This window comes from Actinomycetospora sp. 2LY8.5, assembly GCF_057180585.1.
The window spans coordinates 1-25710 of record NZ_JBXUHE010000032.1; the positions used below are offsets into that span (position 1 = coordinate 1).

A 25710-nucleotide genomic window follows, 5' to 3' on the forward strand; every position below is an offset into this window, starting at 1 on the left:
ATCAACAAGCCGTGATTGCGCTCGCTCGCCGGCGGGTCAACGTCCTGCACGCCATGTTGCGCACCCGCCAGCCTTACCGTCTCGACCATCGGCCGGTCCAAGCCGCTTGACAGAAGCATTAGGCAGCGGCCTCGCCCTCACGCTTGGCCGGCTTCGGCGCCGCGCCCCCGACCGGTCGGGCCGCGTTGGCGGTGAAGGAGACCTCGACGCCTCGACCGCTCTTGTGCTGGCGCACCTTCACACGCAGGTCGTCGAACTCGACGGGCTGCAGCGGGCTCGGAGCGGGGACCTCGTGCGAGGTGACCGTCACGCCGAACACCAGCAGCTGACCATCTCGGCCCAGCGGGAGGAGGGCGTCCAGGATGTGCTGCGGACGGCCGTACTCGTCCAGCTCCGGGGTGTTGCCCGGCCGGCGCTTGCCGTTGGGCGCGTCCTCCCACGCCATCTTCGTGGCGACGTGCCCTGTCGCGACCGGTGCGACGTCCAGCTCCACCTTGCTTCCGTACTCGAACACTGCCTCAGCCATGACTGCGGTTCCTCTCCGGCTGCTCAACTTGGCATGCCAAGTCTATCACTTGGCATACCAGGTTTGCCATACCAAGTTCCGCTAAGGTCGCCGCCCGGCGCCTGGCAGAGCACGAGGAGAGAGATCGACGCGATGGCTGAGCAGCACAAGTACGAGGAGGTCGCCGGGACGTTGCGCGAGCAGATCGTCAGCGGGGCGCTCGGCTGGGGTGACCGGCTACCGAGCCAGGACGTGCTCTGCGAGCGCTTCGACGTGTCACGGATCGTGGTCCGCCGCGCGCTCGACATTCTGGAAGCCGAAGGTCTCATCGACCGCGTGCAGGGCGGCGGTGCGTTCGTCCGGCGCTACCAGCCACTCGTGCGCGACGCGTCCAAGCACTACCGCTCGAACCCGGGCCTCCCCTTCGCCGACGAAGCCCTGGCCGCCGACCGCATCCCGCGGTACAGCCACCACACCGAGGTGGAGCCGGCCTCCGAGGACATCGCACGTCGGCTCGACATCCCCACGGCATCAGACGTCGTGCACACCGACTACGTGTCGTACGGCAACGACGACCCGATGATGATCACGCGGTCCTACGAGCCGCGTGCCATCACCGGCGGCACCCCCATCGAGAACCCCGAGTGGGGCCCCTTCATGGGAGCCGGCCTCGTCGAGCGCTTCTCCGCGATCAACCTCCGCCCGACCGCCGTCATCGAGGAGCTGACGTCCCGCATGCCCCGGCCGTCCGAGCTGGAGGAGCTACAGATGAAGCCGGGAACGCCGGTCATCGTCATGACCCGGTACACCGTCTGCGAGCGCGACGACGAGCGCACAATCCTCGAAACGGCTGACATTCTGCTTGATTCCAGTCACTACAAGCTGCGGAACGTCACCACCGTCGCACCCGCTGAATAGCAATTGTTGGATGCGCACTCGACAATAGTTAGCCCGACGGTGTGACACTCTTGATCTCGTCGGAACCGGGGCGCACGATCGATGCCATGTCGCTCACCGTTTCCCCCGAACTGCAGGCCAAGGCCGAGGCCGGCGAGGTCTCCGACGCCGAGATGGTCGAGTGCGTCCGCACGTCCCTCCCCTACGCCTGGTCGATCGTGAGCCGAGTCGTCGGCGACCTGGGCGAGGAGCTGACCGCCGAGCTGGAAGAGGAGCCTCCCACCGAGAAGGAGCGCGGCGAGCTGCTGCGCCTCCTCGGCAGCGACGCCATGCGCGGCGCCGTCCAGCGCCACTACGGCATCAAGCTCGCCTTCCAGAACTGTTGCAAGGTCGGAGTCTTCAAGCCAGGCGCCGAGGAGCAGCACGCCGAGTTCGTATCGAACCGAGCCCAGCTCCTCAACCAGAAACCCGAGCTCGTGAACTGCTAGTTGCCATCCTTCCGCGCGTCTTCCGCTGTTCGTCGACTGCCAAGCGTTAACGTGCTGCCGTGAGCAACATCGTTACCGACGAGCGTGCTCCGACGGTGCGCGTTCCCACGTCGCTCTCCCTGCTTATCGGCATCCCGGCAGCCATCTTGGTCGTGGGAGTCGGAACCAGCGTCTTCATTGCGTACCGCTACACGGGCCCCGAGGACCCCGCCAGCTTCACGACTGCAGTCATCGCGTCGAGCGCCACCGCCGTCAACATCGTCTTGACGTTTTTCGTTCTTCTCACTACTCAGTCACAGCTCGGCACAATTCTTCGGAACTCCAAAGCGGAGCGAGACGAGGCGTCGGAGCAACTTCGAATTGCACGAGATCAACTCACTTCCGCCCAAGAACAGGCTCGAGAGGCAAGGACCGAAGCTGCGGAGGCCCGTCGAGTTGCTCTAGAGGGAAACCGGGAGAGCATCCGCGCTAGACTCGATGCGATGGCACCTCGGGTGACGTTAAGGAGAACGGAGGATGCGCTCTACTTTCGGCCCCGCGGAAGTAACGAGGGCACAGCCAGGATTCCCGAAATATCAGAGCTGGAGGTCTCGGATGGGGCTCTGATTGTCCGGACGCACTTCGAGATCAAGAACTGGGGGTCGGAGCCAGTTGCGCTCATGCTTCCAACCGCCGGTTGGAGCGTGGACTATCGCTATCATCAGACCCTCGCTCCGAATTCGGCATTCGACGGTCCACTAATTCGAGACTTTGTCATCCCACTCTCGAATGACGGTCTGCGTAGATATGCGAAAGAGGGGTTCGATCGGCCGTATCCGCCCGAGAATCCTTGGCACTGGTCGATCACTGTTGTAGCGGCAAATGTTGACGGCACAGTCCAAGATACGCTCACGTGGGGTGGATCAATCCATCTATACACGCTGAACGAGCATGGTCGAGTGGTCGGTCTCGGTCTCGATGGCCTCCGAGTCAACGACGTGCCGATGGCGCAACGCAGTCGCAGCTATACGAGGCTGGAGTCCGGAACGGACGATCCGTGACCGCCGGCGTCCTTCTCGCGTGGTGCGGGATCATCGTTCCAGTCGAGAGAATGGCCTGCTAGCCATCGACGAGCGCCGTCGAGTCCGCCGGTCTCGGCGGCGTCGAGCAGGCCGGGGTACTGGTTGTTGGCGCGCAGCGAACGTGCGGTCTCCTCGGGCAGTCCAAGGCGCTGTTCGCCGTCAAGAGTCTCGTCGGCGACCTCCTCGTCAGTCTGCTCGGCGTCGAGGCCGGCGAACGCGCGCAGGGAGCGGCGCCCGACCGACCAGGTGAGTTGACGGCGACCCTCCGCGACCGATTCCCACTCCCACCAGCGGGCGACGTCCTCCACTCGGTGGGTGTCGACGGCATCGGCCAGGAGTTGCATCGGGGTCCGGCCGCCCTTGCGCCGGCCCTCCTTGCGGTGCGCACCGGTGACCTCGTGAGCCTGCTTCACGAAGTAGGAGTGGATGTTCTCGGCGTCGCCGCGTCGAGTCTTGCGCAGGTCCCAGCCGTGTTCGGTCGAGGAATCGAAGCCGAGCGCTCGGGCCTTGGAGGCCCAGCGGCCGTGCATGGCGACGCCGAGCTTCGCGGCCACGAACTCTTCGGACACATCCGAGTCGAAGCACAGCAACGCGTGGACGTGGACGTGCCATCCGTTGCCGGAGTAGCCGTGCCCAGCCGGAAGTCCAGCCAGGATCGCGGGAGTACCGCCGTCGGTCACCTCGGTGACCCGTGCCCAGCCAAGCAGTCCGGCGTCGTCCTGGCCGTCGTCCCAGGCCCGTCCGCTGGTCGCGGCGTGCCAGCAGTCGGCGACAGCGTCCCAGCAGCCCTGGCGGGCGTTCAGCTCGTCGAGTTCGCGGATGTCACTGTCGCGCTGCTTGCGCGCCTCCGCGCCGACCGCGATGAACGCCTCGTCCTTCTCGCCGATCTCCTTACGGATGCTGGCCTCGGTGATGTCGTCGGCGTCGGCCTGATGCTCGTCGACGTCCCAGCCCTTCTGCTCGGCGGTCTCCCGAGACATTCGGCGCTGGTCGATCTTGTCGAGGCGGTTACGCCACTTCCGGCGCCGGTCGAGCACGTAGCGACGTTCCCGCTCCTCCCGCGAGAGGCCGAGCCGATCCCGGGCGCTGTGCTTGATCGTCAGGGTGAGCATGAACGCCGAACCACCCGCCGCGTGAACGGCATCGAGAACCTGGGCCAGCTCCTCGGCTCGCTTGGCCGCGACCTTCGCCGCGCACACAGGGCACGCCCACACCGATCCGCAGGTGACCAGGCCCTCGATACCGGCGCGACGACCTTCCGGACGGTCGCTCACCACGAGCACCGTGCCGGCGTCCGGGTCGCGCTCCATGCCGCAGCGGCGTAGCCGGCCGATCGAGCTGAGCTTCTGAATCTGGGAGCGGCGCCTCCACCGCGACGCACGCCCTTCCTGCCGGACCGCCTCGTCCTCGGCGACGGTCCGGACCTTGGATTGATCGCCCTGAGGTCCTGACGGAAAACCTGTTCGCCCTTTACCGAGAGCGCTCATCGCACACCGCCCACGGTCAGGGCCGGCGCTGGCGCGCCGGCCGTGCCCGGCCCCTGCGGGCCGGGCACGCTTCCCCTCCTGTCTTCGACCCGGGGCGCGCGCCCGGCCCCGGGGCCTGGCACGACGGCAGCGGCAGCGACGACGCCGACCAGGACGACGGTGCGAGACGCGTCCGGCCTCCGGCAGCCAGGCGCTCCGCCCTGGACCCGGGCACCACCAAGGGAGCAGTCCGAGCCGATGAGCTGGGCGACGGTGGCGGTGGGGCGGTGGTCGGGACGGGGCCTCACCCACGTCGGCGCTTCACGGGTCTGACAGCCCGGCCGCACGGTCGCAAGGGCACGACTCGACGAGGAAGCCGGCGGCGATGCTGAACGGGGAGCCCTTGCGACCGCACGACCGGCCCGTCCGAGGCGACCCTGCGCCGCCGAGGGAGAGTCCCCGGAGCCGGCCCGTGCGTCGGTCGACGCGGACAGCACGAGGCAGCGAGCAGGCAGCGAGGCCGCTCGTTCGAGGTCGTCCGCCACGGTCCGGGAGACCAGAGAACGGCACGTCGGGCAGCACCTCGACCGCACCAACGAGGACCCGGTGGCACCGCTCGTCCCCGTTGACACGGTAGGGGTCACTGGTTCAATCCCAGTATCGCCCAGCACGAAAGCCCTGGTCGGAACCCTCGTGAGGGCCGCGGCCAGGGCTTTCGTCGTTTCGGAGTCGCTTCAGTTCGCCGGCGTTCGACGGCACATGGCTCCTCGCGTCCGACGACCCGTTCGCCCAGCGCTGCCCGGCGCACCGGCGCACGCTGACCCGGTGGAGCCTGGCGAGGAGGGCGGCGACCCCGCCTGCTGGATGCACCGTGTCTGCCCGGAGTGCGGGCGCCTCGCCGACGAGGACCCACCGACCCGGTGCCGGGGGGTGCGGCGTGGCGCTGCCAGCCGACTGACGTCCGGTGCGGACTTTCACCCTTTCCTCAGGGTGCAGCCGTTCCCCGCGCACACCGCGATCCTTACGATCACGTGTCGTGACGATCGAGCTTCCGCGGCCCCGAACGGGCGAACAGGATACCCTCGCCCCGGGCACACTGCGGGCACTGCGCGTGCTCGCTGCCCACCCGGAGGGCGTCGACCTCGCGACCCTGAGCGGCCACCTCGGCCGCACGAGCACGGGCGTCGTACCCGTCCTGGCAGGGCTGCTGCGCACCGGGCACGCCGAGCGCACCAACACCGGCGCCTACCGCCTGCGTCCCCGCCCGACGTGGGGCGGACCCGACCAGCCGGCGCCGCGGCGCGAGCTCCCGGAGGTGCTCTCGGACGCGGTGAGTGAGCTCTACCGCCGCACCCGCGCGTGGACCTACCTCGTCGAGTGGGCGGACGACGACCACCTCGACGTCGTCGACCTGCGCGGCCACCAGGGCCTCGGGCTCGTTCCCGAGCTGCCCGCGCGCATCCCGCCGTCGATGGCGCACGCGCTGGCGGTGAGCAAGGTGCTCGTGGCGTTCGCGCCGGACCGCCGCGCGCGGCTCGACACCCGCGGATGGGCGCCGGACACGAGGGCGGCGTTCGACGCCGAGCTGACCGGGGTGCGCCGCGACGGCTACGCGCTCGACGAGGAGGGATACGCGGTCGGCTTCGGCTGCGTCTGCGCCCCGATCGCCGACCCCGGCGGCCGGGTGAGCGCCGCGATCGCGATCTCCCTGCCCGCCGCACGCTTCCGCGCGGAGCGCGACCGGCTCGTCGCCGACGTCACCGACGTCGCGCGTGCCGCCCACCGGCGCTGGTACCGCTAGTGCCGCGTCAGGCAACGTTGGGTAGGTAATCGGGTCTGCGGATCTTGGAGTTGGCGGCGAAGCGGCGTTTCGGGGTGGCGTGGCGGTTGTGCCAGCGCACGTAGCCCGCGATCGCTTGCTCCTGGGCGGCGTGGGAGGGGTAGTCGCTGCCGTCGAGGGTGAAGTAGCGCAGCGCGGTGAACTCGGCTTCGATCCAGTTCAGCCAGGAGGCGTGGGTCGGGGTGAAGACCAGCTCGACGTCGTGGGCGGCGCACCAGGCCGTGACCCGGTGGTGGCGGTGCGGGGAGAAGTTGTCGCACACCACGAACAGCCGCCCGGTCGGGAACCGAGTCCGGAGCTGGCGCAGGAACCCGAGGAACTCCTGGCTGCGTTTGCGGTCGCGGAACCGGTAGAACAGCTGCCCGCTGGCGAGGTCGAGCGCGGCGTACATGTGCCGCACCCCGCCGGTGCGGGTGTAGGTCGCGCGCAGCCGCGCTGCCCGCCGGCGGGGGAACCAACCGTGGCCGGGGCGGGGCTGCAGGTTCAACGGCCCGAATTCGTCGACGCACACCACCCGCCCCCCGTGGGGGACGGTCCCGGCCGTGGACTGGTCGTAGAGCTCGAGGATCCGGTCCTTCTTGACGGTGAACTCGGGGTCCCGGCTGCCCTTCCAGGTCTTGGTGGCCTGCCAGCTGATCCCCGCGGCACGCAGCACCTGGCGCACGGTCTCGGTACTCACCGCGATCCGGTGGGCCACGGCGAGATGCTCGACGAGCTTGGTCAGGCTCCAGGTGGTGAAAGGGCAGCCCGAGCTGGGCCGGGGCGGTCTTGGCGAGCTGGGCGATCGTCTCGCGGGACCGGGGGCCGAACCTACGAGGCCGGCCCCCGCTCCATTTTGGGTCCAAGGCTGCGAACCCCTGGTCGTTGAACGCGTGGATCACCTCCCGCGCGTACGCCGCGGTCGCGGCGAACATCGCCGCCGCGTCGGTGGCGCTACGCCCCTGGGTCGAGGCCAGCACGATCCCCGCCCGCCGCAACCGCACCCGGTCCTTCGCCGTGCGGGTGATCTTGACCAGGCGCTCCGCCTCCGCCTCGGACAGCTCCCGAGCGAACACCTCTGCAGGCCGTGCCATCGCCCACCTCCCGGGCAACAGCCTCCAACCCCTCAAGATCCTGATCAAGTCTCGGTTACGGCCTCAACGTTTCCTGACGCAGCACTAGCTTCCCCTCGGCTAGCTCTCGTCGTACCTGTCCGCCGCCTCGGTGCGCTGCTTCGCGATCTCCAGCGCGTGCTCGGCGGTCTCCTTGTCGGGATACGGGCCGAGCCGGTCCGCGGCGCGGCAGCCGTCCCACGGCTCCACCCGATGGTGCTTGAGGCAGTAGTACCACTCGTTCTCGTGGGCCACGGACCCATGCTGGCACGGACATGAGTCCGCCGGTGGGACGAGCGGCGGGAGGAGCGGCGGCGGTCGTCCCGTCGCCGGGTCGAGGAACCGGGCGGCGAGGTCGCGCAACCGCTCCTCCCCCACGCGCTCGACCGCCGGGCGGGCGGCGTCGCGGCGGACGCACTCCTCGAGATCGGAGACCACGTCCTCGACGTGCCACTCCGCCCCGCACTCCTCGGCCAGCGCGAGCCAGCGCCGCGCCGGCCCGGCGCGCAGGTTCGTGGCGTCGACGACGATGTCGACCCCGTCGCGCAGCGCACCGCGGGCGATGCGCCCCTCCACGTCGGAGATCCGCCGCTCCACGGCGTCGAGAGGCGTCGAGTAGGCGGCGTCGACCATGCTGCGGCGCAGGTCGTCGCGGTTGATCCGCAGGATCGAGCCGGGCCGCCGCGACGCCACGAGTGCCCGCGCCCACGTCGACTTGCCCGAGGCCGGGAGCCCGCGGGTCAGGTAGAGCGTCGGCACGTCGCGATCAGACGGGCCGCGGGCGCGTCGCCGCGAGGACGAGGTCGGCGACGAGGTGGGGATCGTCGCCCATCGGGACGTGCCCGCAGCCGGGCAGGACGTAGACCGCCGCGCCGGGCAGGGCGCGGCGCAGTCGCTTCGACTGCCAGCGGGGCAGCAGGAAGTCGCGGGCCCCCCAGCCGACGGTGGTCGGCACGCTGGCGGGCTGCGGCACCGTCCACGTGTCGAGGCGGGTCAGCATCTTCCGGAACGACGAGCGCGGGTGGCCCAGGCCGTGCAGGTCGCCGATGATCTGCTCGGGATCGACCCGCGACGGGTGCGCCAGCAGCACGCCGAGCAGGACCGTGCGCAGGATCGGCGTCGCGAGCATGCGCCGCAGCCGCTGCGACGGGATCAGGGCGAGCAGCGCGTGCGCCCCGCCGAGGACCCCGCGGACGTAGATCCGCTCGGCCGTCGACCAGAACCCGGCGGGCGAGAGCGCCGTCGCCGAGCGCACCGTCCCCCGCGCCGCGAGCTCGAGGGCGACGAGGCCGCCGAGCGAGTTGCCGACGACGTGCGGACGGTCGAGTCCCCGCGCCCGGCAGAACGCCTCCACGGCGTCGGCGACGGGCGCGATGTCGCCGGTGTACTCGGACGGGAGGTCCGGCGACTCGCCGTGGTCCGGGAGGTCGAGCGCCCAGACCTCGCGCTCCTGGGCGATCAGCGGCGCGACGAGGTCCCAGCCCTGGCGGCGGTGGGTGATCCCGTGCAGGAGCAGCACGGGCTCGCCACTCCCGGTGCGGGTGTGCGCGAGGTCCACTACTGCTCCCCGGGATGGATGACGACCTTGCCCGTGACGCGCCGCTCCGCGAGCTCGGCGACCGCCGCCGCGGCCTGCGAGAGCGGGTAGGTGGCGCTGATCGGCGGGGCGAGCTTCCCGCTCGCGATGTCGGCGCGGAGCGCGTCCCACTGGCGGTGCATGAAGCCCGGGCGCCTGGTCGCGTAGGCGCCCCAGCCCGCGCCGACGACCGAGATGTTGTTGAGCAGCAGCCGGTTGACCTTCACGGTGGGGATCTCGCCGGCGGTGAAGCCGACGACCGCGAGCCGGCCGTCCTCGCCGAGGCTGCGCAGCGAGTCGGTGAATCGGTCGCCGCCGACCGGGTCGACGACGACGTCGACGCCCTGCCCGCCGGTCAGCTCCTTGGCGGCGTCCTTGAAGCCGTCGACGAGCACCCAGTGGTCGGCGCCCGCCGCCGCGGCCACCGCGCCCTTGGCCTCCGACGACACGACCGCGATCACCGTCGCCCCGCGAGCCTTCGCGAACTGGATGCAGGCCACACCGACGCCGCCGGCGGCGCCGTGCACGAGCACCGTCTCCCCCGCCGCGAGGTGCGCGCGGGTCTCGAGCACGAAGTGCGCGGTCAGGTAGTTCATCGGCAGGCAGGCCCCGACGTCGGACGACACCCCGTCCGGCAGCGGGAACACGGTCTCGGTCGACGACGCGACCGTGGTCGCGAAGCCACCGAGCACCGGCAGCGCGGCCACCCGGTCGCCCGGCGAGAAGCCCGAGCCGTCGGGGGCCTCGCGCACGGTGCCCGCGACCTCGCTGCCCAGCAGGAACGGCAGCTCGGGCCGCATCTGGTACTGGCCGCGGGTGAGCAGGAGATCGGGGAAGACGACGCCCGCCGCCTCGACGTCGATCAGCACCTGGTCGGCCCCGGCCTTCGGCTCCTCGACCTCGTTGACCTCGACCGCCTCCGGCCCGTCGAGCCGGACGACCTGCACCGCGCGCACCGCGCCTCCCTGATCTTTCCCCGGACCGTCAGTCGTGACGGTTGTACAGGAGGTCCCGGATCAGGTGAAGCGGTAGACCGTGGTCGTGGTGGTCGCTCCGCCCTCGAGGTCGCCGGTGCCGGTGACCTCGTAGCTGCCCAGGGCCGTCACCCGCCCCCGGGGCAGGTACTCGCGACCGGGGTCGCCGACGACGACGTCGACGCCCGCGCCGCTCGCCTCGTCGCAGAACCGTTCCATGTGCCGGGCCATCGGCTGCTCGTAGAAGACGTCGCCGGCGAGGACGACGTCGACGTCGAGCGCCTCCTCGGCCTCCACCACGTCGCCGACCACGGCGATCGCGACGCCGTTCCCCGCGGCGTTGAGCCCGATCGCGGTACGGGAGCGGGCGTCGGTGTCGGAGGCGATCACCGCAGCGGCGCCGGCGCGGGCGGCGGCGATCGCGACCAGCCCCGACCCGGACGCGAGGTCGAGCACGCGGCGCCCGCGCACGAGGTCGGGGTGGTCGAGGACGTGCCGGGCGAGGGCCTGCCCGCCGACCCACGCGAACGCCCAGAACGGCGGCGCCTCCTCGTCGAGGGCCGACCAGGTGCGGTGGATGTCGTCGGCGAGCAGGAGCGTGATCTCCGGGACCAGCGGCGCGGTGCCGGGCGCGGTCCAGTCCCGCACCCCGTCACCGCCGCCGTCACCGCCGCCGTCACCGCCGCCGTCACCGTTCGTCACCGTTTGCCTCCGAAGAGACGCAGCGCCCGACGGTGTTGATCCCTACGCTGGATCCGACGCATCATCCGTCCACCTGCCAGCCGTCGAGCGTTCCCGGGGAGGCCGCCATGACCGACGAGGACGCGGTCCTGCTCTACGTGGGCGGGCCGCTCGACGGGCGTGTGGAGGTGCGCGAGGCGCGTCACGGCGCACCCCTCCCGGTGGTCACCCACACCCACCTCCACGACGGCCCCAAGGTCGTCCACGTCTACGACCTGCATCCGCTCACCCCGGCCGCCGGTGTCTACCACCTGCGGCCTGCGGAGGTACCGGTCGATCAGTCGCCGGCGGCGAGGTAGCTCAGCCCGCACAGCGCGCCCCACGCGGCCGCGACGCCGGCCGCCTTCGCGCGGTACTGCTGCCCGGGCAGCGAGGTCCCCAGCACCGCGAGGTCGGCGACGTCGGCGCCGACGCGCACGGCCACCGCGGTCCTGAGCGCCTTCCCGGCGGGAGCGAGGGCCATCGCGATCCCGGACGCGAGGTCGCGGCCGCCGAGCGCGCGCACCCCGATCGCCGTGGCGGTGGGCAGCGGTGCCCCGTCGGCCTGGAGGCCGGTGGTCCGGGCGAACAGCGAGGGGTTGGCGATGATCGCCACGCTGTAACCGGCGGTGGCGACGCCGAGCAGGCGGGGGATCCAGGTCAGGTCGCGCGAATTCTCGGACACGAGCCGGGCGTACCCGAAATTCTCGCGGGACCGATGACTCCCGGGCCTCGGACCCGTCACACCCACGACACCCCGACCACCCCGGAGGTTCCCGTGACCGCCACCCCCTCGCCCGTCATCGACACCCTCGCCGTCCCCGGCGCCCGCCTTCACCACGAGGTCCGCGGCACCGGCCCGCTGGTCGTCCTGCTCGGGACGCCGATGGGCGCCGACGCCTTCGCCGGCCTCGCCGACCTGCTCGCCGTCGACCACACCGTGCTGACCACCGACGTCCGCGGCATCGGCCGCAGCCCGGTGGACGACCCGGACGCGAGCCCGACGCTGTCGACCCGCGCCGACGACGTCGCCCGGCTGATCCGGCACATGGACCCCGCCGGCCCGGTGACGCTGTTCGGGTCCAGCGGCGGGGCCGTCACCGCGCTCGCCGTGGCGCAGGAGCACCCCGGGCTCCTCGACACCGTCGTGGCCCACGAGCCGCCGCTGGTCGAGCTGCTGCCCGACCGCGAGGAGCGCCATGCCGGCGAGGACGTGGTGATCGAGCGTTGGTTCGCGGGCGACCACGTCGGCTCGTGGCGGGCGTTCCTGGAGAACGCGGACATCGCGATGCCCGAGGAGGTGTTCCAGATGGTGTTCGCGTCCGAGCCGGACACCGCGGCGAAGGCCGACGGCGACTACCAGAACGCGCACCTCCTGCGCCCGACGACGCACTTCCGGCCCGACGTCGCGGTGCTGCGCGCCGGGGGTCCGCGCATCGTCGTCGGTATCGGCGAGGACTCGGCCGGGCAGCTGTGCGACCGCACCTCGCGGGCGCTGGCGGCCGCGCTGGGCACCGACCCGACGCTCTTCCCCGGCGACCACATCGGCTTCGCCGACGACCCGGCCGCCTTCGTGCCGTCGCTGCGGGCGGTGCTCCCCGCCTCGTGATCCTTGGTCGCTAGGACGCCGGCAGGCGCAGGATCAGCCGCAGCACCCGGCTGTAGAGGTCGGTGGGCACCGCGTCCTCGCCCAGCACGCGGCGCAGGCGGATGAGGCCGTGGAACAGCGCCGCGGCCGCGATGACGAACTCGTCGTCACGCACCGCGGAGCGCACGGCGGGGTCCATGGTGTCCCAGTCGTGCGAGAGCCGGTCGTTCGCGAAGCGGGCCATCCGGACCTCGTGCTCGGCGAGACGGTCGGCGAACTCGGGGTGGCGCACGGCGTAGAGCCACATCTCGGCGTCGAGCAGCGCCTCCTCGCGGGAGTCGGCGACGTCGGCGACCAGGCGATCGAGGGCCGCGAAGGTCTCGTCCGGGTCGTCGTGGACGACCGCGCTCATCGCCGAGACATCCGCCGAGGTCTGGGCCTCGAGCAGGGCGGTGAACAGCGCTTCCTTGCTCGCGAAGTGCACGTACACCGACCCGACGGACACGCCGGCGGTGCGCGCGATCTCCTCCACGGACGCCGGCCCGTACCCGCGCTCGGCGAAGACCCGGCGCGCGGCGTCCAGCAAGGCCTCGCGGGTCCGTGCCTTGGTCGCCGCCCGGCGGCCGAGCGGGGCGCGCGTCGTGCTCGTCGCCTCGTCACCCTGGGTCACACGTCATCCTTCCTGCCACCGACCAGCCCAACGACGGCAGGCGCTCGCAGTGACGGATCGTAACCCGCGGGCCTCCTCGAGGAGGGGATGCGATCCCGGACAATGGAGGCGTGACCACCTCGACCGCGCTCCTGCCCGCCTCCGGCGCGGACCCCGACGAGATCTACGAGGGTTTCGCCGAGTGGGCCGCCGAGCGCGGTCTCGACCTCTACCCCGCCCAGTCCGAGGCGCTCATCGAGCTCGTGTCGGGGTCGAACGTGATCCTCTCGACGCCGACGGGCTCGGGCAAGTCGCTGGTCGCGCTCGGCGCGCACGTCACGGCGATGTCGCGGGGCGAGCGCTCGGTCTACACCGCGCCGATCAAGGCGTTGGTCTCGGAGAAGTTCTTCGCCCTCGGCGCCCAGCTGGGCTACGCCAACGTCGGGATGCTCACCGGCGACGCCGCCGTGAATCCCGAAGCACCGGTGATCTGTTGCACCGCCGAGGTCCTGGCCAACTGGGCACTGCGCGAGGGGCCGGCCATCGAGGGGTTCAGCGGGGCCGAGGTCGGCCAGGTGGTCATGGACGAGTTCCACTACTACGCCGACAGCGAGCGCGGCTGGGCGTGGCAGGTGCCGCTGCTCGAGCTGCCGCAGGCCCAGTTCCTGCTGATGTCGGCGACCCTCGGTGACGTCACCTTCTTCCAGGGCGACCTGACCCGGCGCACCGGCCGCGAGACCGCCGTGGTCGCGCACACCGAGCGCCCGGTGCCGCTGTCGTTCCGCTACGCCACGACGCCTCTGCACGAGACGATCACCGAGCTGCTCGCCGGGCAGCAGGCGCCGGTCTACATCGTCCACACCACGCAGGCCGCAGCCATCGAGCAGGCGCAGGCGCTGATGAGCCTCAACGTCTCGACGAAGGCGGAGAAGGAGCAGATCGCCGAGCTCATCGGCTCGTTCCGCTTCACCGCCGGGTTCGGCAGGACGCTCTCGCGCCTGGTGCGTCACGGCATCGGCGTGCACCACGCCGGGATGCTGCCCAAGTACCGGCGCCTCGTGGAGACCCTCGCGCAGGCGGGGCTGCTCAAGCTCATCTGCGGCACCGACACCCTCGGCGTCGGCATCAACGTGCCCATCCGCACGGTGCTGTTCACCGCGCTGACGAAGTTCGACGGCCAGCGCGTGCGCCACCTGCGCGCCCGCGAGTTCCACCAGGTCGCCGGTCGCGCCGGACGCGCCGGGCACGACGTCGCGGGCTACGTCGTCGCCCAGGCCCCCGAGCACGAGGTCGAGAACGCCAAGCGCCTCGCCAAGGCCGGTGACGACGTCAAGAAGCAGCGGCGCGTGGTGCGGGTGAAGCCGCCCGAGGGCTTCGTGTCGTGGTCGGAGAAGACCCTCGAGCGGCTCATCGAGGCGCAGCCCGAGGCGTTGACCAGCCAGTTCCGGGTGTCGACGGCCATGCTGCTGCAGGTCGCGCAGCGAAAGCAGCCCTTCTTCGCCGCGATGCGCCACCTGCTCGAGGACAACCACGCCGACCGCCCGGTCCAGCGCCGCCTGATCCTGCGCGCGATCGCGCTCTACCGGGGCCTCATCGACGCACAGGTCCTCGAGCGGATCGGACCGCCCGCGGGAAGACGCGGCGAAGCGGAGCTCGACCCGGACCAGAGGTGCCCCGACGTGCGCCTCGTCGACGACCTCCAGGTCGACTTCGCGCTCAACCAGCCGCTCTCGCCGTTCGCGCTGGCGGCCTTCGACCTGCTGGACAAGGAGTCGCCGACCTACGCGCTCGACATGGTCTCGGTGGTCGAGTCGACCCTCGACGACCCGAAGCAGATCCTGCGCGCCCAGGAGAACCAGGCGCGCGGCGAGGCCGTGCAGGCGATGAAGGCCGAGGGCATCGAGTACGAGGAGCGCATGGAGCTCCTCGAGGACGTCACGTGGCCGAAGCCGCTCGCCGAGCTCCTCGAGGGCGCCTACGAGTCCTACCGTTCCGGGCACCCCTGGGTCGCCGACCACGAGCTGTCGCCGAAGTCGGTGGTCCGCGACCTCTACGAGCGCGCGATGACGTTCACCGAGTACGTCTCGTACTACAAGATCGCGCGCTCCGAGGGCCTCGTCCTGCGCTATCTCACCGACGCCTTCCGCACTCTGCGCCAGACGGTCCCCGAGGCGTCGCGCACCGAGGACCTCGACGACCTCATCGCCTGGCTCGGCGAGCTCGTCCGGCAGACCGACTCGTCGCTGCTCGACGAGTGGGAGAACCTCGCCGGGGCGGGTGGGTCTGATGCAGCGCTCGACGCGGCCGGCGACGACGCCCGCCCGGTCGACCAGGGCCCGCCGCCGGTCACGCGCAACGAGCGCGCGTTCCGGGTGCTCGTGCGCAACGAGATGTTCCGCCGCGTGGAGCTCTTCGCCCGCCGCTCCCCCGCCGAGCTGGCCGAGCTGGCCGAGCACGGCCCGGACGCGGCGTTCTGGACCGAGGCGGTCGAGGGCTACTTCGCCGAGTACGACGAGCTCGGCGCGGGCCCCGACGCGCGCGGCCCCGCGTTCTACCGCGTCACCGTGGACGGGCGGACCTGGCACGTCCGCCAGGTCCTCGACGACCCCGAGGGCGACCACGACTGGTCGATCACCGCCGACGTCGACCTCGACGCCTCCGACGAGCTGGGCGCCGCCGTCGTGCACGTGACGGGCGTCGGGCCGATGTCGGTGACCTGAGCAGCCGGCGCCGACCCCCCTCGCGCTGCTCCTGCTCACGGGCCTGTACCAGTTCGCATTGCCCTACCGGACGCGGCGACGGGCCACCGAGCACACCGCCGGGCAAGCAAGATCTGGATCTGTGGAGCGAACGCTCCGCTCAGCGAGACATTCGCGCCACGGATCCGGATCTCGGAGGCTGGCGCATCCATGATCGCGGTCGGCCGAGGCCGCGGGCGCGCGTCGACGGAGCCGTGTCCGACTCGACGCGATCACGTGCCGATGTCGGCGAGACCGGCCGGCCGGCCGTTCGCGGTCTCCCGCACCTCACGCACCTCACGCACCGAGCCGCATCTCGTCCGTACGCGGGCGGGCGCGCACGGAGCCCGGCGGGGTCCCGACGACGCGGCGGAACGCGCGGCTGAAGGCCGCCTCGGAGCGGTAGCCCATGGCCGCGGCGACGGCCGCGACCGTGGTGTCGCCCGCCCGCAGGCGGTCGTGGGCGACGAGCATCCGCCAGCGCGTCACGTACGCCATGACCGGCTCGCCGACGAGTGCGGTGAAGCGGGCGGCGAAGGTCGAGCGGGACAGGGCGAGCTCGCGGGCGAGGCCGGCGACGGTCCAGTCGTGGGCCGGGTCGGCGTGGACGAGGGCGAGCGCACGGCCGATGTCGGGGTCGGCGAGCGCGCCCAGCCAGCCCGAGCGTGCCGCCGGGTCGTGCGACAGCCACGCGCGCAGCATCTGCACGACGAGCACGTCGGCGAGGCGCGTGATCACGGCCTCGCCGCCCGGGCTGGTCTCCTCCACCTCGAGCGCGATCAACCGCAGGGTGTCGTGCAGACGCGCGGTGAGCGGTGAGACCGGCACGTGCACGATGTCGGGCATCAGCTCGACGAGCCGCTCGGCCATCGGGTGCTCGAGGCGGACGGCGCCGCAGACCATGGTCGTGGTCGGCCCGTCGCCGCCGTAGGTGATCGTCGCGTAGCGGTCGCCGTACCAGGTGTGCGGCAGCGTCAGCACGTTCGGCGCGGGTGAGCGGGGCGCCGGGTCGGTCGAGCGCATCTCGTGGCCCTCGCCGCGCGGCAGGAGCACGACGTCCGACGGCGAGAGCGTCCCCTCGTCGTCGCCCACCCGGATCGTCGCGGACCCCGACGTCACGACGTGGAACCACAGGCAGCTGGGCGTCCGCGGCAGCTTCAGACCCCAGGGCGCCCGCAGGTCGGACGAGCAGTAGAACGTCCCGTTCATGCGCAGGACGTGCAGGGCCTCCCCGACGGCGTCGGTCGGGGTCCAGGGCGGCTGGACGACGGTCACGGCATCGATCCTCCAGCACGATGGACGATCGAGCAAGGAACCCGGCGTCCTGGTGATGGCTCGTCCGGCGTCCCGGCAGCAGGCTCGGACGCAGCAGATCGGGCCACACCGAGGAGACGCCATCATGATCACTGTTCTGGGAGCGAGCGGGAACACCGGCGGCCGGGTCGTCCGCCGCCTGCGGGAGGCCGGGGTGCCGGTGCGGGCCGTGGGGCGCGACGCCGCCCGGCTCGCCGACGCCGTCGGGCGCGGCGCCGAGCCGGTCGTCGGCGACATCACCGACCCCGCCGACCTCACCGGAGCGATGCGCGGCGCCGACGCGGCCTACGTCCTCATGCCCCTCGACCTGGCCGCGGGCGGCTACCGGACGCAGCAGGAGCAGGTCGGCAGCGCGATCGCGACGGCGCTCGCCGCCGCCCGCGTCCCGCGGGTGGTCGCGCTGAGCTCGCTGGGCGCCGACGTCGAGCGCGGCACCGGCTTCCTCGAGACCCTGTACGAGCAGGAGCAGCGCCTCCGCGCGCTCGACGCACAGGTGACGTTCGTGCGCCCCGGGCTGTTCTTCGAGTCGTTCCTGCCCTCGCTCGCCGCGATGCAGGCGACGGGCGTGCACCACGACACGGTCGACCCGGACGTCGTGCTGCCGATGGTGGCCACCGCCGACGTCGGCGACGTCGCGGCCACCGCGCTGCTCGACCCGACGGCGTCCGGGATCCGCGAGGTCCTCGGCGCCGAGGACGTGACGATGCCCGGCGCCGTCGCCCGGCTCGGTGGGGTGCTCGGCACTCCGCTGCGCTACGAGCGCGCGCCCGACGACGTGATGCGCACGGTGCTGGTCGAGGCCGGCCTGCCCGCCGACCTCACCGAGGAGCACCTCGCGATGAACGCGGCGTTCAACCGCGGCGTCGTGCGCAGCCACGCCGGGCGCACCCCGGCGACCACCACCCCGACGACCCTCGAGCAGTGGGCCGCCGCGCTGGTGAGCACGGCCCGCTCCTGACGGGAACGCGACCCCGTGACGACCCTCTGCCGGGTCACCCGGGACCTCCACGACCAGCCCGTCCTCCGCGCCGCCGCGCAGGGGGACGGCGCGGTCGTGCCGCTCGTCGTCGACGACGACGCGATCGGGCTTCCGGGTGCCGAACCGCGCCCATCTCCTCGGCCCTCAGGACTTCTTGCGCGAGCCGCCCTTCTTGGCGCCCAGGGACGGCGGTGGCACGACGGGGCCGATGTCGCCGTCGGGGGCCTCGTCGAGATCGAGGATCACCGGCGCGTGGTCGGACGGGCCGGTGCCCTTGCGGGCCTGGCGGTCGACCCACAGCGCCGCGCGGCGCTGCGCCACCGGCTCGCCCGCGAGCACGAGGTCGATGCGCATGCCGCGGTCCTGGTGGAACGCGCCGCCGCGGTAGTCCCAGTAGGTGAAGACGCGCTCGTCGGGCCAGCGCTCGCGGGTGACGTCGTGCAGCCCGGTCTTGAGCAGGGCCGCGAGGGCCTCGCGCTCGGGCGGCGTGACGTGGGTGGACTCGGCGAACGCCTCGACCGAGTAGACGTCGGGGTCGGCGGGGGCGATGTTGAAGTCGCCCGCCACGACCGCCGAGTCGGCCCCGGTGGCCTCGACGCGGTCGCGCAGCGCGGCGAGCCACTCGAGCTTGTAGGCGTAGTGCGGGTCGCCGGGCTCGCGCCCGTTCGGCACGTACACCGAGGTGACGCGCAGGCCGCCACAGGTCGCGGTGACCGCGCGCGCCTCCTGGTGCGGGTAGCCGGGCCCGCCGGTCAGGCCCTCCTCCACGTCGTCGAGCCCGACACGCGAGAGCAGGGCGACGCCGTTCCAGCGGCCCTCGCCGTGATGGGCGACGGCGTAGCCCCGCTCGGTCAGCGGGGCGCCGAACGACTCGTCGAACGCCTCGTCGGACAGCTTGGTCTCCTGCAGGCAGACCACATCGGGCGCGCGCTCGTCGAGCCAGCCGAGCAGCCGCGGCTCGCGCGCCTTGGCCGAGTTCACGTTCCACGTCGCCAGTCGCACGCCCGCCACGCTAGCCGGGAGCACCGACAGCCCCGCCGACGGCGTCGACACGGGAGAGGCCCTTTCGTTCGGGGCCACGGTCGTTTCGGCGCCACGGTCGTTCCGCGACATCGGACGGGCGTACTAGCGTTCGCGCCCATGGCAGCGTCGAGCCCCGTCACCGATGAGGATCGGTTGCGGCGCATCGAACAGATCACCGACACCGGGCTCGCCCACCTCGACGTCGAGGACATGCTCACCGAGCTCCTCGACCGCGTGCGCGCCCTGCTCGGGGCCGACACGGCGGCCGTACTCCTGCTCGACGCCGCCGGGGACAATCTCGTGGCCACCGCCGCGCGTGGCATCGAGGAGGAGGTGCGCCAGGGGGTGCGGATCCCCGTCGGCAAGGGCTTCGCGGGGCGCATCGCCGCGGGTCGCCGGCCGGTCGTGATCGACGAGGTCGACCACTCGAACGTCATGAACCCGATCCTTCGCGACAAGGACATCCGCTCGCTGCTGGGCGTGCCCCTGATCGCCGAGGGCAGCGTCATCGGCGTCCTGCACGTCGGCACCCTGCGGCCGCGGCTGTTCACCTCCGACGACGCGGACCTGCTGCAGACGGCCGCCGACCGGATCGCGCTCGTCACGCGCACCCACCTCACCGGCCTCGACCGCGCCGCGGCGTCGGTGCTCCAGCGCAGCCTCATGCCCGGTGCGCTGCCGAAGGTCACGGGCGTCGACTTCGCGGCGCGCTACGTTCCCGGCGAAGCGGGCGGTCTCGGCGGGGACTGGTACGACGTGTTCTCCCTGCCGTCGGGACGGTTGGGGATCGTCATCGGCGACGTCGTCGGCCGCGGGCTGCAGGCCGCCGTCGTCATGGGCCGGCTGCGCAGCGCGCTGCGCGCGTTCGCCCTCGAGGAGGACGATCCCGCCGAGGTGATCGAACGACTGGACGCCAACGTCCAGCACTTCGAGGAGAACGTGATGGCGACCGTGCTCTACGCGATCGTGGAGCCGTCGCTGGAGTCGTTGTCGCTGTCGACCGCGGGTCACCTGCCGCCGGTCCTCGCGCGCTCCGGGCACGCGGCGAGCCTGATCAACGTGCCCGTCGACCTGCCGGTCGGCGTGTCGGTCGGCCCGCCGCGGCGCACGACGACGATCGAGCTCCCGGCGCAGTCGCTGCTCTTCCTCTACACCGACGGTCTCGTCGAGCGGCGCGGGCGCTCGCTCGACGTCGGGCTCGACACGCTGTGCGAGGTCATCGATGCGGACACGGACGCGGACGCGGTGTGTGCCACGGTGCTGCACCGCATGATCGGGACGGAGTCGGTGCACGACGACGTCGCCATGCTCGTCCTCCGGCGTGGCGTGACGCCGGCCGTGGTGCCGCTGAACATCGTCGTGCCGGCCGTGCCGCGGGTCCTGGCGGACATCCGCTCGGCGGTCCGCCGCTGGCTCGCCGCCGCCGGGGCCACCGGGGAGGACATGGCCGACATCCTGGTCGCCGCCGGCGAGGCCGCGTCCAACGTCGTCGAGCACGCCTACGGGCCCGCGGGCGGCACGCTGACCCTGCAGATGGAGCGCGAGGGCGGATCGGTGGTGACCACCGTGCGGGACAACGGCCGCTGGCGGTCGGCCCGCGGGCAGAATCGCGGGCGCGGCACGACCCTCATCCGGCAGTGCAGCGACGAGATGGACGTGATCGCCGGGGCGGGCGGCACGACCGTGACCTTCCGGCGTCGCATCAGGGGGGATGCGCCATGACCGACGCCACCGTCGTCGTCCGGCCCGAGGGTGCCGACGTCCGCATCACGATCAGCGGCGAGGTCGACCTCGACAACGCGAACCTCGTCGAGGACCAGCTGGCCGCGGCGATCCCGAACGAGACGAACACCGTGACCCTGGAGCTGGCCGACCTCGACTACCTGGACAGCGCCGGCCTGCGCGTGCTGTTCGCGCTGGCCGCGCGCCTCGAGGTGCTGCAGATCGAGCTGCGGGTCGAGGTGCCGCCCGGGTCGCACACCCGACGGGTGCTGCAGCTCTCCGGGTTCGAGAGCCTCGCGTCGATGGAGGCCTGACCTCCAGCTCAACCCTGTTCGGCCTGCCGGCGCAGCGCGTCGAGCGTCTCCTCCATGCCGCGCCGGTTGGCCGCGGGCACGTCCCAGGCGCGCGCCCGTCCGACGATGTTGGCGAGCGGGCTGCGCTTGTCCTGCCAGTACTGGTCGATCCGCGTCCGCTCGCCCTCGGGGGCCAACCGGAAGCCCCACCGGGCCACGGACTGGCCCATGAGGTCGACGTCCCAGCTGATCTCCCGCTGCGGGGCGAACTCGACGACCGTGCCGACCGTCGACCAGCGCAACAGGCCCTTGCGGTTGTGGCCCTTGAACTTGGCTCCGGGCGCGGGCCCGGAGGCGCCGCCGAGCCAGTCGACGCGGTGGCACTCGGGCGAGATGGCCCCGATCCGGGCGGGGTCGCCCACCAGGTCCCAGACGCGCTCGGCGGTCGCGTCGACGGTGCGGGTGACCACGATGTCGTCGGCCATGGTTCCTCCGGATGGCGGCAGCGGGACCGCCGCACCGTAGCCCGGACGGCAGCGCGGCGCTCAGTTATCCCTGGTGAACCGCCGGCGTCGTTGCCGCCGCCCAGGGTAGGCAGGTCGGTGGCCCACGGGTTCGCTCTCGCTCACCGACGAGCGCCGGGTCGTCCGGCACGACGTGGGCTCCCCCGTCCGACGACGCGCCGCCGTGGTCGACGGTGGTCAGATCAGACCGCGTCCCCGATCGCCGACGCCACCCGCAGGTCGGCGAGGTACTCGGCGATCGCATGGGCTGCCGTGAGCGGGTTGTCGGTCCGGATGTCCTCGACGCCGTTGCCCCAGGTCGGGGCGAGCGGGCAGCCGATCGTCACCGCGTCGGCCACGCACCACGCGTTGACCCACCGCCCGACGTCCGGCTGTCGTGGACCTCCCGAGAGCAGTCGCTTGTTCACCGAGTCCAGCCCGAGCGGGGCGCCGGCGGTGACGAGCAGACGGAGGTCCACCGGCGGCGGCACCCGAGTGAGGAGGTCGAGCGCGACCACCGTCCCGAGGCTGTGGGACACCAGCGTCACCGGCCCGGACGTCGGGAACGTCTCGAGCACGGTGTCGAGGACCTGGCTGCGGACCTGGTCGTCGTCCAGATAGAGCGCGACGTCCCGGAAGCGGAGGGCGATGAACAGGTCGTCGAGCCGGCTGCTGGCCGCGAGGTGCGACAGCGCCGCCTGGACGGGCCCGAGGAGATCCGCGAGGCCCTCGTCCGCTGTCTCCGGACGGAACCCGGCGTGCGCCGCCGCGTCCTCGATGAGCGCCGCGTACGTGGCGCGCGCCGACGGACCGGGGGGCGCCGCCTGCTCGGCCGCCGTGGCCTCGGCGTCCTCGACGGCCCCCGCCAGCTCGACGGCCGACGGGCCGGCGAGCTGGGCGAGACGGTCGCCGTAGTACGGGAACCACGCACGCGCCGGGTCGAGGGGTGGGAGTCCGGCCGCACCGAGCCCGCGCGTGAGACCCCCCGCCCAGGCGAGGCGCAGCTCCTTCGGATCCCGGTTCTGCTGGGCCCGACCGTGCAGGAACACGAGATGGGGTGGCGTCTCCGGGACGCCGCGGAGCCCCCGACCCCCGGTGTCCTCGCGGGCGATCGCCGTGCCGCGCACCCGGGCCTCAGTGGGCACCGCGTCGACCGCCTCGGCACCGAGCTCGTCGACCAGAGCGATCTGCGCGGGCGTGCGGGCCAGCGCCCGGAGCCGCGTGGGCACCACCGAGATCCGCGCGCCCTCGTTGGCCACCCAGTCGACGACGGCGTCGCCCATGGCGCGGTCCCACACCCTGCCGTCGATCGTCAGCCACTGCCCGGCGTCGTTGGTCCTCGGCACCCCGGAGTGGTGCAGCGCGACGACCTCCCACTGGTCGTTGAACACCGGCGACCCGGAGTTGCCCGGCTCCGTGTCGGCCTCGTAGTGGAGGAAGAGGTCCAGCTGGTCGAGCAGGCGGTTGTTGCGGACCGCGATCTCCTTGCGGCGCCCCGACGGATGACCGATGACGTTCGCGGCCTCGCCGATCACGATCTTCCCCTGCTGCTTGAGCAGCGTGTTCCACCCGTACTTCTCGCCGGCGACGACACCACCCGCCCGCGCGACGGCGACGAGGCTGGCGTCGACCTCCGCGTCGGTGAGGAAGAGCGTGTCCGGGTCGAGGGAGAACACGGCCGGCGTCTCCGGCCTCCCGTCGAGCCCGAGCTCGACGTCGAACTCCACGAACGCGTCCGCCGCGGTGGCGGCGTCGGGCAGGACGTGATTGTTCGTCAGCAGCAACCGCCGACCGACGAGGAAGCCGGTGCCGGCCCCGCCGCCCGCCAGCGATATCCGGCCGACCGACTCGGCGATCGCCGTCCCGCGGCCGAGGAAGAGGCTCGGCTGCAGGTCGTTCCCGGCGATGATCCGCTCGAGGGCGCCCTCGGTCCGCGCGGCCCGCCGCACCGCCCGGACGCCGACGGCGTCACCGAGGAGCCTCTCCGCCCGGGCCTGGATCTGGTCCGGCTCGTCGACGACCGGGGTGCCGCCGGCCTCCTGCTTGCGCTCGGTCTCCGCCCGTTCGGGTGCGCGGTTCCTGTACCGCGTGGCGGCGAGATCCTGCTGCTCGCGCAGGCTGGTGCTCATACCAGAACGCCCGCGAAGCGGAGGAACTTCTCGATCGAGTTCACCGTGGAACCGTCAGCGAACTTCACACCGGCAGCGGGGGTCCACGCACCCTGGTTGAGGTACGACTTCGGGTCGTACCGGAGCTGACCGATGATCGTCTCAGCGACGATCCTGCTACCCACGGGCCCGAGACGCTCGCCGCCGTTCACGACTTCCGATTCCCGCAGGATGTAGTACCAGAGTGGCACTGTTCGCTTCTCGAGGAACTCGCCCATGCTGAGCGCTTCTTGGATGGGCTGGGCGACGCCGTTCGTGATATCTGACGCGGTCAGGGGCGTGATTCCCAACGACTCGGCCACGGCCTGTCCGGTGGGGATGCTGAGCCGGAAGCCGCGGAGGAGATTGCGCCGCGCCAGGTGCTTGAGCAGTTTTCCGAGCTCGCTGTCGGGGGTGTCCTCCTCCGTTGTTCCGACCAGTTGGTTGACCATCTCGGTCAGCGGCGCGGCGATGAACGTGTCAATGGGCCGCGCGGAGCGGATCGGGAATGCGGGATCGATCTTGACGAACCGGTCCCATTCAGCGGGCCAGTTGTCAGGGAGCGTCGGAGCATTGTCGATAAACTTTCCCGTACCCGTGAACTGGAACAGCAGGCTGAGCGGAGAATTGGGAAGCCCCGTTCCTGGATCACCGAAGTTCCGGTTCCAGTCGTACGCGCCACGGATCATGCTGTGGCCGAACCGGAAGGCGGCCACAGAGAACTCGAGAGGCATGTACGGCTTCGCCCGCCCGGCGAAGCCCAGCAGGTCGTCCTCGCTCACCAGAGCGCGGTCGACAGCCCCCCGATCGAGAACCGTCGCTAGGTACTCGTTGACGCAGAGCCACTGGTAGTGGTGACGGACGAGGCCGCGCGCGCGGTCGAAGACGTCCCCCACGCTGATGCGCTCCGGCTCGTTCTGGCGCACCCAGTCGACGACCGCATTGTGGAAACGCAGGAACGCCACGTGCAGCTGGGCAACCACAAGGTTCTCGTCGTTGCGACCGTCACCGATCTGTGCCGTGAGGCCGTCCCGGGGCAGATCCCTGTCACGGTCACCGGTCGGAGGGATCAGCTCGCCGCCGCGGGTGGAGGCGGAGAGGGGCCCGACGAGGAGCTTGGCCTTGTCATTCTGCTGGTACGGCACCATGACCTTGCCAGCCTGCGGTGTCGCGAAAGGCCCGTCGCCGTACAACGAGTCAAGGTTGAGCGCCGGGTTGCGGGCGTTAACGAGCTTCGTCGTCACGTCGCCGGGTGCCATCGGCACGAGAGGCTCGACGTCGATGCCGATGACGCTGTCGTTGTCCGTTGCTGCGGTGAGATCGTGATCAACGAACTGACCCCAGTAGGTGAAGATCGGTGGAATCGGCGCGTTCACCTGCGGGACGTCCTGCTCGACCATCGCGTTGCCCAGTTCGTTGAGTGCCCGGACTGTGCGTGCGGCTATCTCCGGGGTCTCCGCTGGCAAGAGCTTGGTGGAGTCGTGCGCGAGGGACCGGAAGAGATAGTCGAAATCGGTGACGCCCGCCATCGCCTGCGCCGTCTCGACGCTCGCCTTGCCGACCGCGGCCTCCTGGGTCACGTCGCTGAGGACCGACGACCCGGTGCCGACCGCTGCCGCCGCGCCCGGCGCTGCATCGATGATTGCGTGGGCGCCGTGTCGGAGCGCCGTGATGACACGTCGCCGGCCGTTGCCGTTGTCCGTCATGTGCTTCCTCCCGAGACTTCCATAGTGGTGACCCCTCCGCGGCATGCGTCATCGCATGCAGCCGCGTGAGTCCGGACAGCAGCGCGCGATCGCCTCGGCTCGACTCGGAGAGCATCCATGTCGACACGGCGTCCCCCCACCTGTCCGGTTTCGACGATTCCGCTCCGTGTACATCAGCGGCAGTGGGGAGAACTCCCACATCGACAGTTCGCGAGGTTGCGGCGAGTACATGGCCAACCGCGGAATGTGTTCTCGTCGTCCGTACCGACCGGCCGCTGCTGCCCACCCGTGATCGATCGATTGCGCACGGTCGTTCGTTCATTCCGACGGCCTAGGACGCCATTCCCGGGCACCCGGGAAATCCCCCGGGTCCGACCCGAAAGGCGGCACGACCGACCGAGGGACCAGCGGCATCCTGGGTCCCACCCAC

The 25710-nt window shown here is 71.6% G+C and carries 24 protein-coding genes and 1 pseudogene; 10 read left to right on the forward strand and 15 right to left on the reverse strand.

What is annotated here, in order from left to right; translation table 11 throughout:
• Positions 1-118 precede the first annotated feature (118 nt).
• Positions 119-526, reverse strand: a complete 408-nt coding sequence (locus AC2A1K_RS26300; RefSeq protein WP_483899296.1) for a hypothetical protein — start codon at positions 524-526, stop codon at positions 119-121.
• 63 nt (positions 527-589) lie between these two features.
• On the opposite strand from AC2A1K_RS26300, the gene AC2A1K_RS26305 reads away from it, so the two are divergent.
• From AC2A1K_RS26305 to AC2A1K_RS26315, 3 genes are all read left to right on the forward strand, one after another.
• Positions 590-1423, forward strand: a complete 834-nt coding sequence (locus tag AC2A1K_RS26305; RefSeq protein ID WP_483899297.1) for a GntR family transcriptional regulator — start codon at positions 590-592, stop codon at positions 1421-1423.
• A gap of 86 nt (positions 1424-1509) precedes the next feature.
• Positions 1510-1890, forward strand: a complete 381-nt coding sequence (locus AC2A1K_RS26310) for an SCO5389 family protein (protein WP_483899298.1) — start codon at positions 1510-1512, stop codon at positions 1888-1890.
• Positions 1891-1949: 59 nt separating this feature from the next.
• Complete coding sequence (locus tag AC2A1K_RS26315; protein ID WP_483899299.1) at positions 1950-2930, forward strand: hypothetical protein; 981 nt, start codon at positions 1950-1952, stop codon at positions 2928-2930.
• Here AC2A1K_RS26315 and AC2A1K_RS26320 read toward each other — a convergent pair.
• Positions 2894-4261: a hypothetical protein gene (locus AC2A1K_RS26320; RefSeq protein ID WP_483899300.1), complete on the reverse strand. Its 1368-nt coding sequence runs from the start codon at positions 4259-4261 to the stop codon at positions 2894-2896. The two genes, AC2A1K_RS26315 and AC2A1K_RS26320, sit on opposite strands and share 37 nt — an antisense overlap.
• A gap of 1192 nt (positions 4262-5453) precedes the next feature.
• Between AC2A1K_RS26320 and AC2A1K_RS26325 the strand changes: the two genes are divergently transcribed.
• The gene (locus tag AC2A1K_RS26325; RefSeq protein ID WP_483899301.1) at positions 5454-6218 is read left to right on the forward strand and encodes an IclR family transcriptional regulator domain-containing protein; all 765 of its coding nucleotides are present in this window, start codon (positions 5454-5456) and stop codon (positions 6216-6218) included.
• 7 nt (positions 6219-6225) lie between these two features.
• On the opposite strand, the gene AC2A1K_RS26330 is transcribed toward AC2A1K_RS26325, so the two are convergent.
• The 6 genes and pseudogenes from AC2A1K_RS26330 to AC2A1K_RS26355 all read right to left on the reverse strand — a co-directional run bounded on the left by AC2A1K_RS26330 (position 6226) and on the right by AC2A1K_RS26355 (position 10600).
• Entirely contained in the window at positions 6226-6954 is a 729-nt protein-coding gene (locus AC2A1K_RS26330) for an IS630 family transposase (protein ID WP_483899302.1), read from the reverse strand.
• 178 nt (positions 6955-7132) lie between these two features.
• Positions 7133-7330: pseudogene (locus tag AC2A1K_RS26335) on the reverse strand (IS630 family transposase); the annotation flags it as partial.
• Positions 7331-7429: 99 nt separating this feature from the next.
• Entirely contained in the window at positions 7430-8107 is a 678-nt protein-coding gene (locus AC2A1K_RS26340; RefSeq protein WP_483899303.1) for an AAA family ATPase, read from the reverse strand.
• A 7-nt stretch (positions 8108-8114) separates the two neighbouring features.
• Positions 8115-8906 (reverse strand): alpha/beta fold hydrolase, encoded by a 792-nt coding sequence (locus AC2A1K_RS26345; protein ID WP_483899304.1) that lies wholly within the window; start codon positions 8904-8906, stop codon positions 8115-8117.
• On the reverse strand, positions 8906-9880 hold the full coding sequence (locus AC2A1K_RS26350) for an NADPH:quinone oxidoreductase family protein (protein WP_483899305.1): 975 nt from the start codon (positions 9878-9880) through the stop codon (positions 8906-8908). Before AC2A1K_RS26350 ends, AC2A1K_RS26345 begins: the two co-directional genes overlap by 1 nt.
• A 60-nt stretch (positions 9881-9940) precedes the next feature.
• Positions 9941-10600 carry a class I SAM-dependent methyltransferase gene (locus AC2A1K_RS26355; RefSeq protein WP_483899306.1) on the reverse strand — a complete coding sequence of 220 codons (660 nt, stop codon included), beginning with the start codon at positions 10598-10600 and terminating at the stop codon, positions 9941-9943.
• A gap of 107 nt (positions 10601-10707) precedes the next feature.
• Here AC2A1K_RS26355 and AC2A1K_RS26360 point away from each other — a divergent pair, with 107 nt between their 5' ends.
• Complete coding sequence (locus tag AC2A1K_RS26360) at positions 10708-10938, forward strand: hypothetical protein (protein WP_337699406.1); 231 nt, start codon at positions 10708-10710, stop codon at positions 10936-10938.
• On the opposite strand, the gene AC2A1K_RS26365 is transcribed toward AC2A1K_RS26360, so the two are convergent.
• Positions 10917-11303 (reverse strand): hypothetical protein, encoded by a 387-nt coding sequence (locus AC2A1K_RS26365; RefSeq protein WP_483899307.1) that lies wholly within the window; start codon positions 11301-11303, stop codon positions 10917-10919. The two genes, AC2A1K_RS26360 and AC2A1K_RS26365, sit on opposite strands and share 22 nt — an antisense overlap.
• A gap of 93 nt (positions 11304-11396) precedes the next feature.
• Here AC2A1K_RS26365 and AC2A1K_RS26370 point away from each other — a divergent pair, with 93 nt between their 5' ends.
• Positions 11397-12227 (forward strand): alpha/beta fold hydrolase, encoded by an 831-nt coding sequence (locus tag AC2A1K_RS26370; RefSeq protein ID WP_483899308.1) that lies wholly within the window; start codon positions 11397-11399, stop codon positions 12225-12227.
• A 10-nt stretch (positions 12228-12237) separates the two neighbouring features.
• Here the strand turns inward: AC2A1K_RS26370 and AC2A1K_RS26375 are convergent, their stop codons facing one another.
• Positions 12238-12876, reverse strand: a complete 639-nt coding sequence (locus tag AC2A1K_RS26375; protein ID WP_483899309.1) for a TetR family transcriptional regulator — start codon at positions 12874-12876, stop codon at positions 12238-12240.
• A 110-nt stretch (positions 12877-12986) separates the two neighbouring features.
• On the opposite strand from AC2A1K_RS26375, the gene AC2A1K_RS26380 reads away from it, so the two are divergent.
• On the forward strand, positions 12987-15575 hold the full coding sequence (locus AC2A1K_RS26380) for a DEAD/DEAH box helicase (RefSeq protein WP_483899310.1): 2589 nt from the start codon (positions 12987-12989) through the stop codon (positions 15573-15575).
• A gap of 315 nt (positions 15576-15890) precedes the next feature.
• Here AC2A1K_RS26380 and AC2A1K_RS26385 read toward each other — a convergent pair whose 3' ends face one another.
• A complete protein-coding gene (locus AC2A1K_RS26385; RefSeq protein ID WP_483899311.1) occupies positions 15891-16868 on the reverse strand; it encodes an AraC family transcriptional regulator in 978 nt (325 codons plus the stop codon).
• Between the two features lie 124 nt (positions 16869-16992).
• Here AC2A1K_RS26385 and AC2A1K_RS26390 point away from each other — a divergent pair, with 124 nt between their 5' ends.
• The gene (locus tag AC2A1K_RS26390) at positions 16993-17865 is read left to right on the forward strand and encodes an NmrA family NAD(P)-binding protein (protein ID WP_483899312.1); all 873 of its coding nucleotides are present in this window, start codon (positions 16993-16995) and stop codon (positions 17863-17865) included.
• Positions 17866-18030: 165 nt separating this feature from the next.
• Here AC2A1K_RS26390 and AC2A1K_RS26395 read toward each other — a convergent pair whose 3' ends face one another.
• Positions 18031-18888: an exodeoxyribonuclease III gene (locus AC2A1K_RS26395; RefSeq protein ID WP_483899313.1), complete on the reverse strand. Its 858-nt coding sequence runs from the start codon at positions 18886-18888 to the stop codon at positions 18031-18033.
• A gap of 138 nt (positions 18889-19026) precedes the next feature.
• Here AC2A1K_RS26395 and AC2A1K_RS26400 point away from each other — a divergent pair, with 138 nt between their 5' ends.
• Both AC2A1K_RS26400 and AC2A1K_RS26405 read left to right on the forward strand, forming a co-directional pair.
• A complete protein-coding gene (locus tag AC2A1K_RS26400) occupies positions 19027-20631 on the forward strand; it encodes an ATP-binding SpoIIE family protein phosphatase (RefSeq protein WP_483899314.1) in 1605 nt (534 codons plus the stop codon).
• Entirely contained in the window at positions 20628-20945 is a 318-nt protein-coding gene (locus AC2A1K_RS26405; protein ID WP_483899315.1) for an STAS domain-containing protein, read from the forward strand. The genes AC2A1K_RS26400 and AC2A1K_RS26405 overlap by 4 nt, the downstream gene beginning before the upstream one ends.
• Before the next feature lie 8 nt (positions 20946-20953).
• On the opposite strand, the gene AC2A1K_RS26410 is transcribed toward AC2A1K_RS26405, so the two are convergent.
• The 3 genes from AC2A1K_RS26410 to AC2A1K_RS26420 form a co-directional block, all read right to left on the reverse strand.
• Complete coding sequence (locus AC2A1K_RS26410) at positions 20954-21409, reverse strand: SRPBCC family protein (protein ID WP_483899316.1); 456 nt, start codon at positions 21407-21409, stop codon at positions 20954-20956.
• Between the two features lie 221 nt (positions 21410-21630).
• Entirely contained in the window at positions 21631-23556 is a 1926-nt protein-coding gene (locus AC2A1K_RS26415; protein ID WP_483899317.1) for a trypsin-like serine peptidase, read from the reverse strand.
• Entirely contained in the window at positions 23553-25280 is a 1728-nt protein-coding gene (locus tag AC2A1K_RS26420; RefSeq protein WP_483899318.1) for a peroxidase family protein, read from the reverse strand. Before AC2A1K_RS26420 ends, AC2A1K_RS26415 begins: the two co-directional genes overlap by 4 nt.
• Positions 25281-25710: the final 430 nt, after the last annotated feature.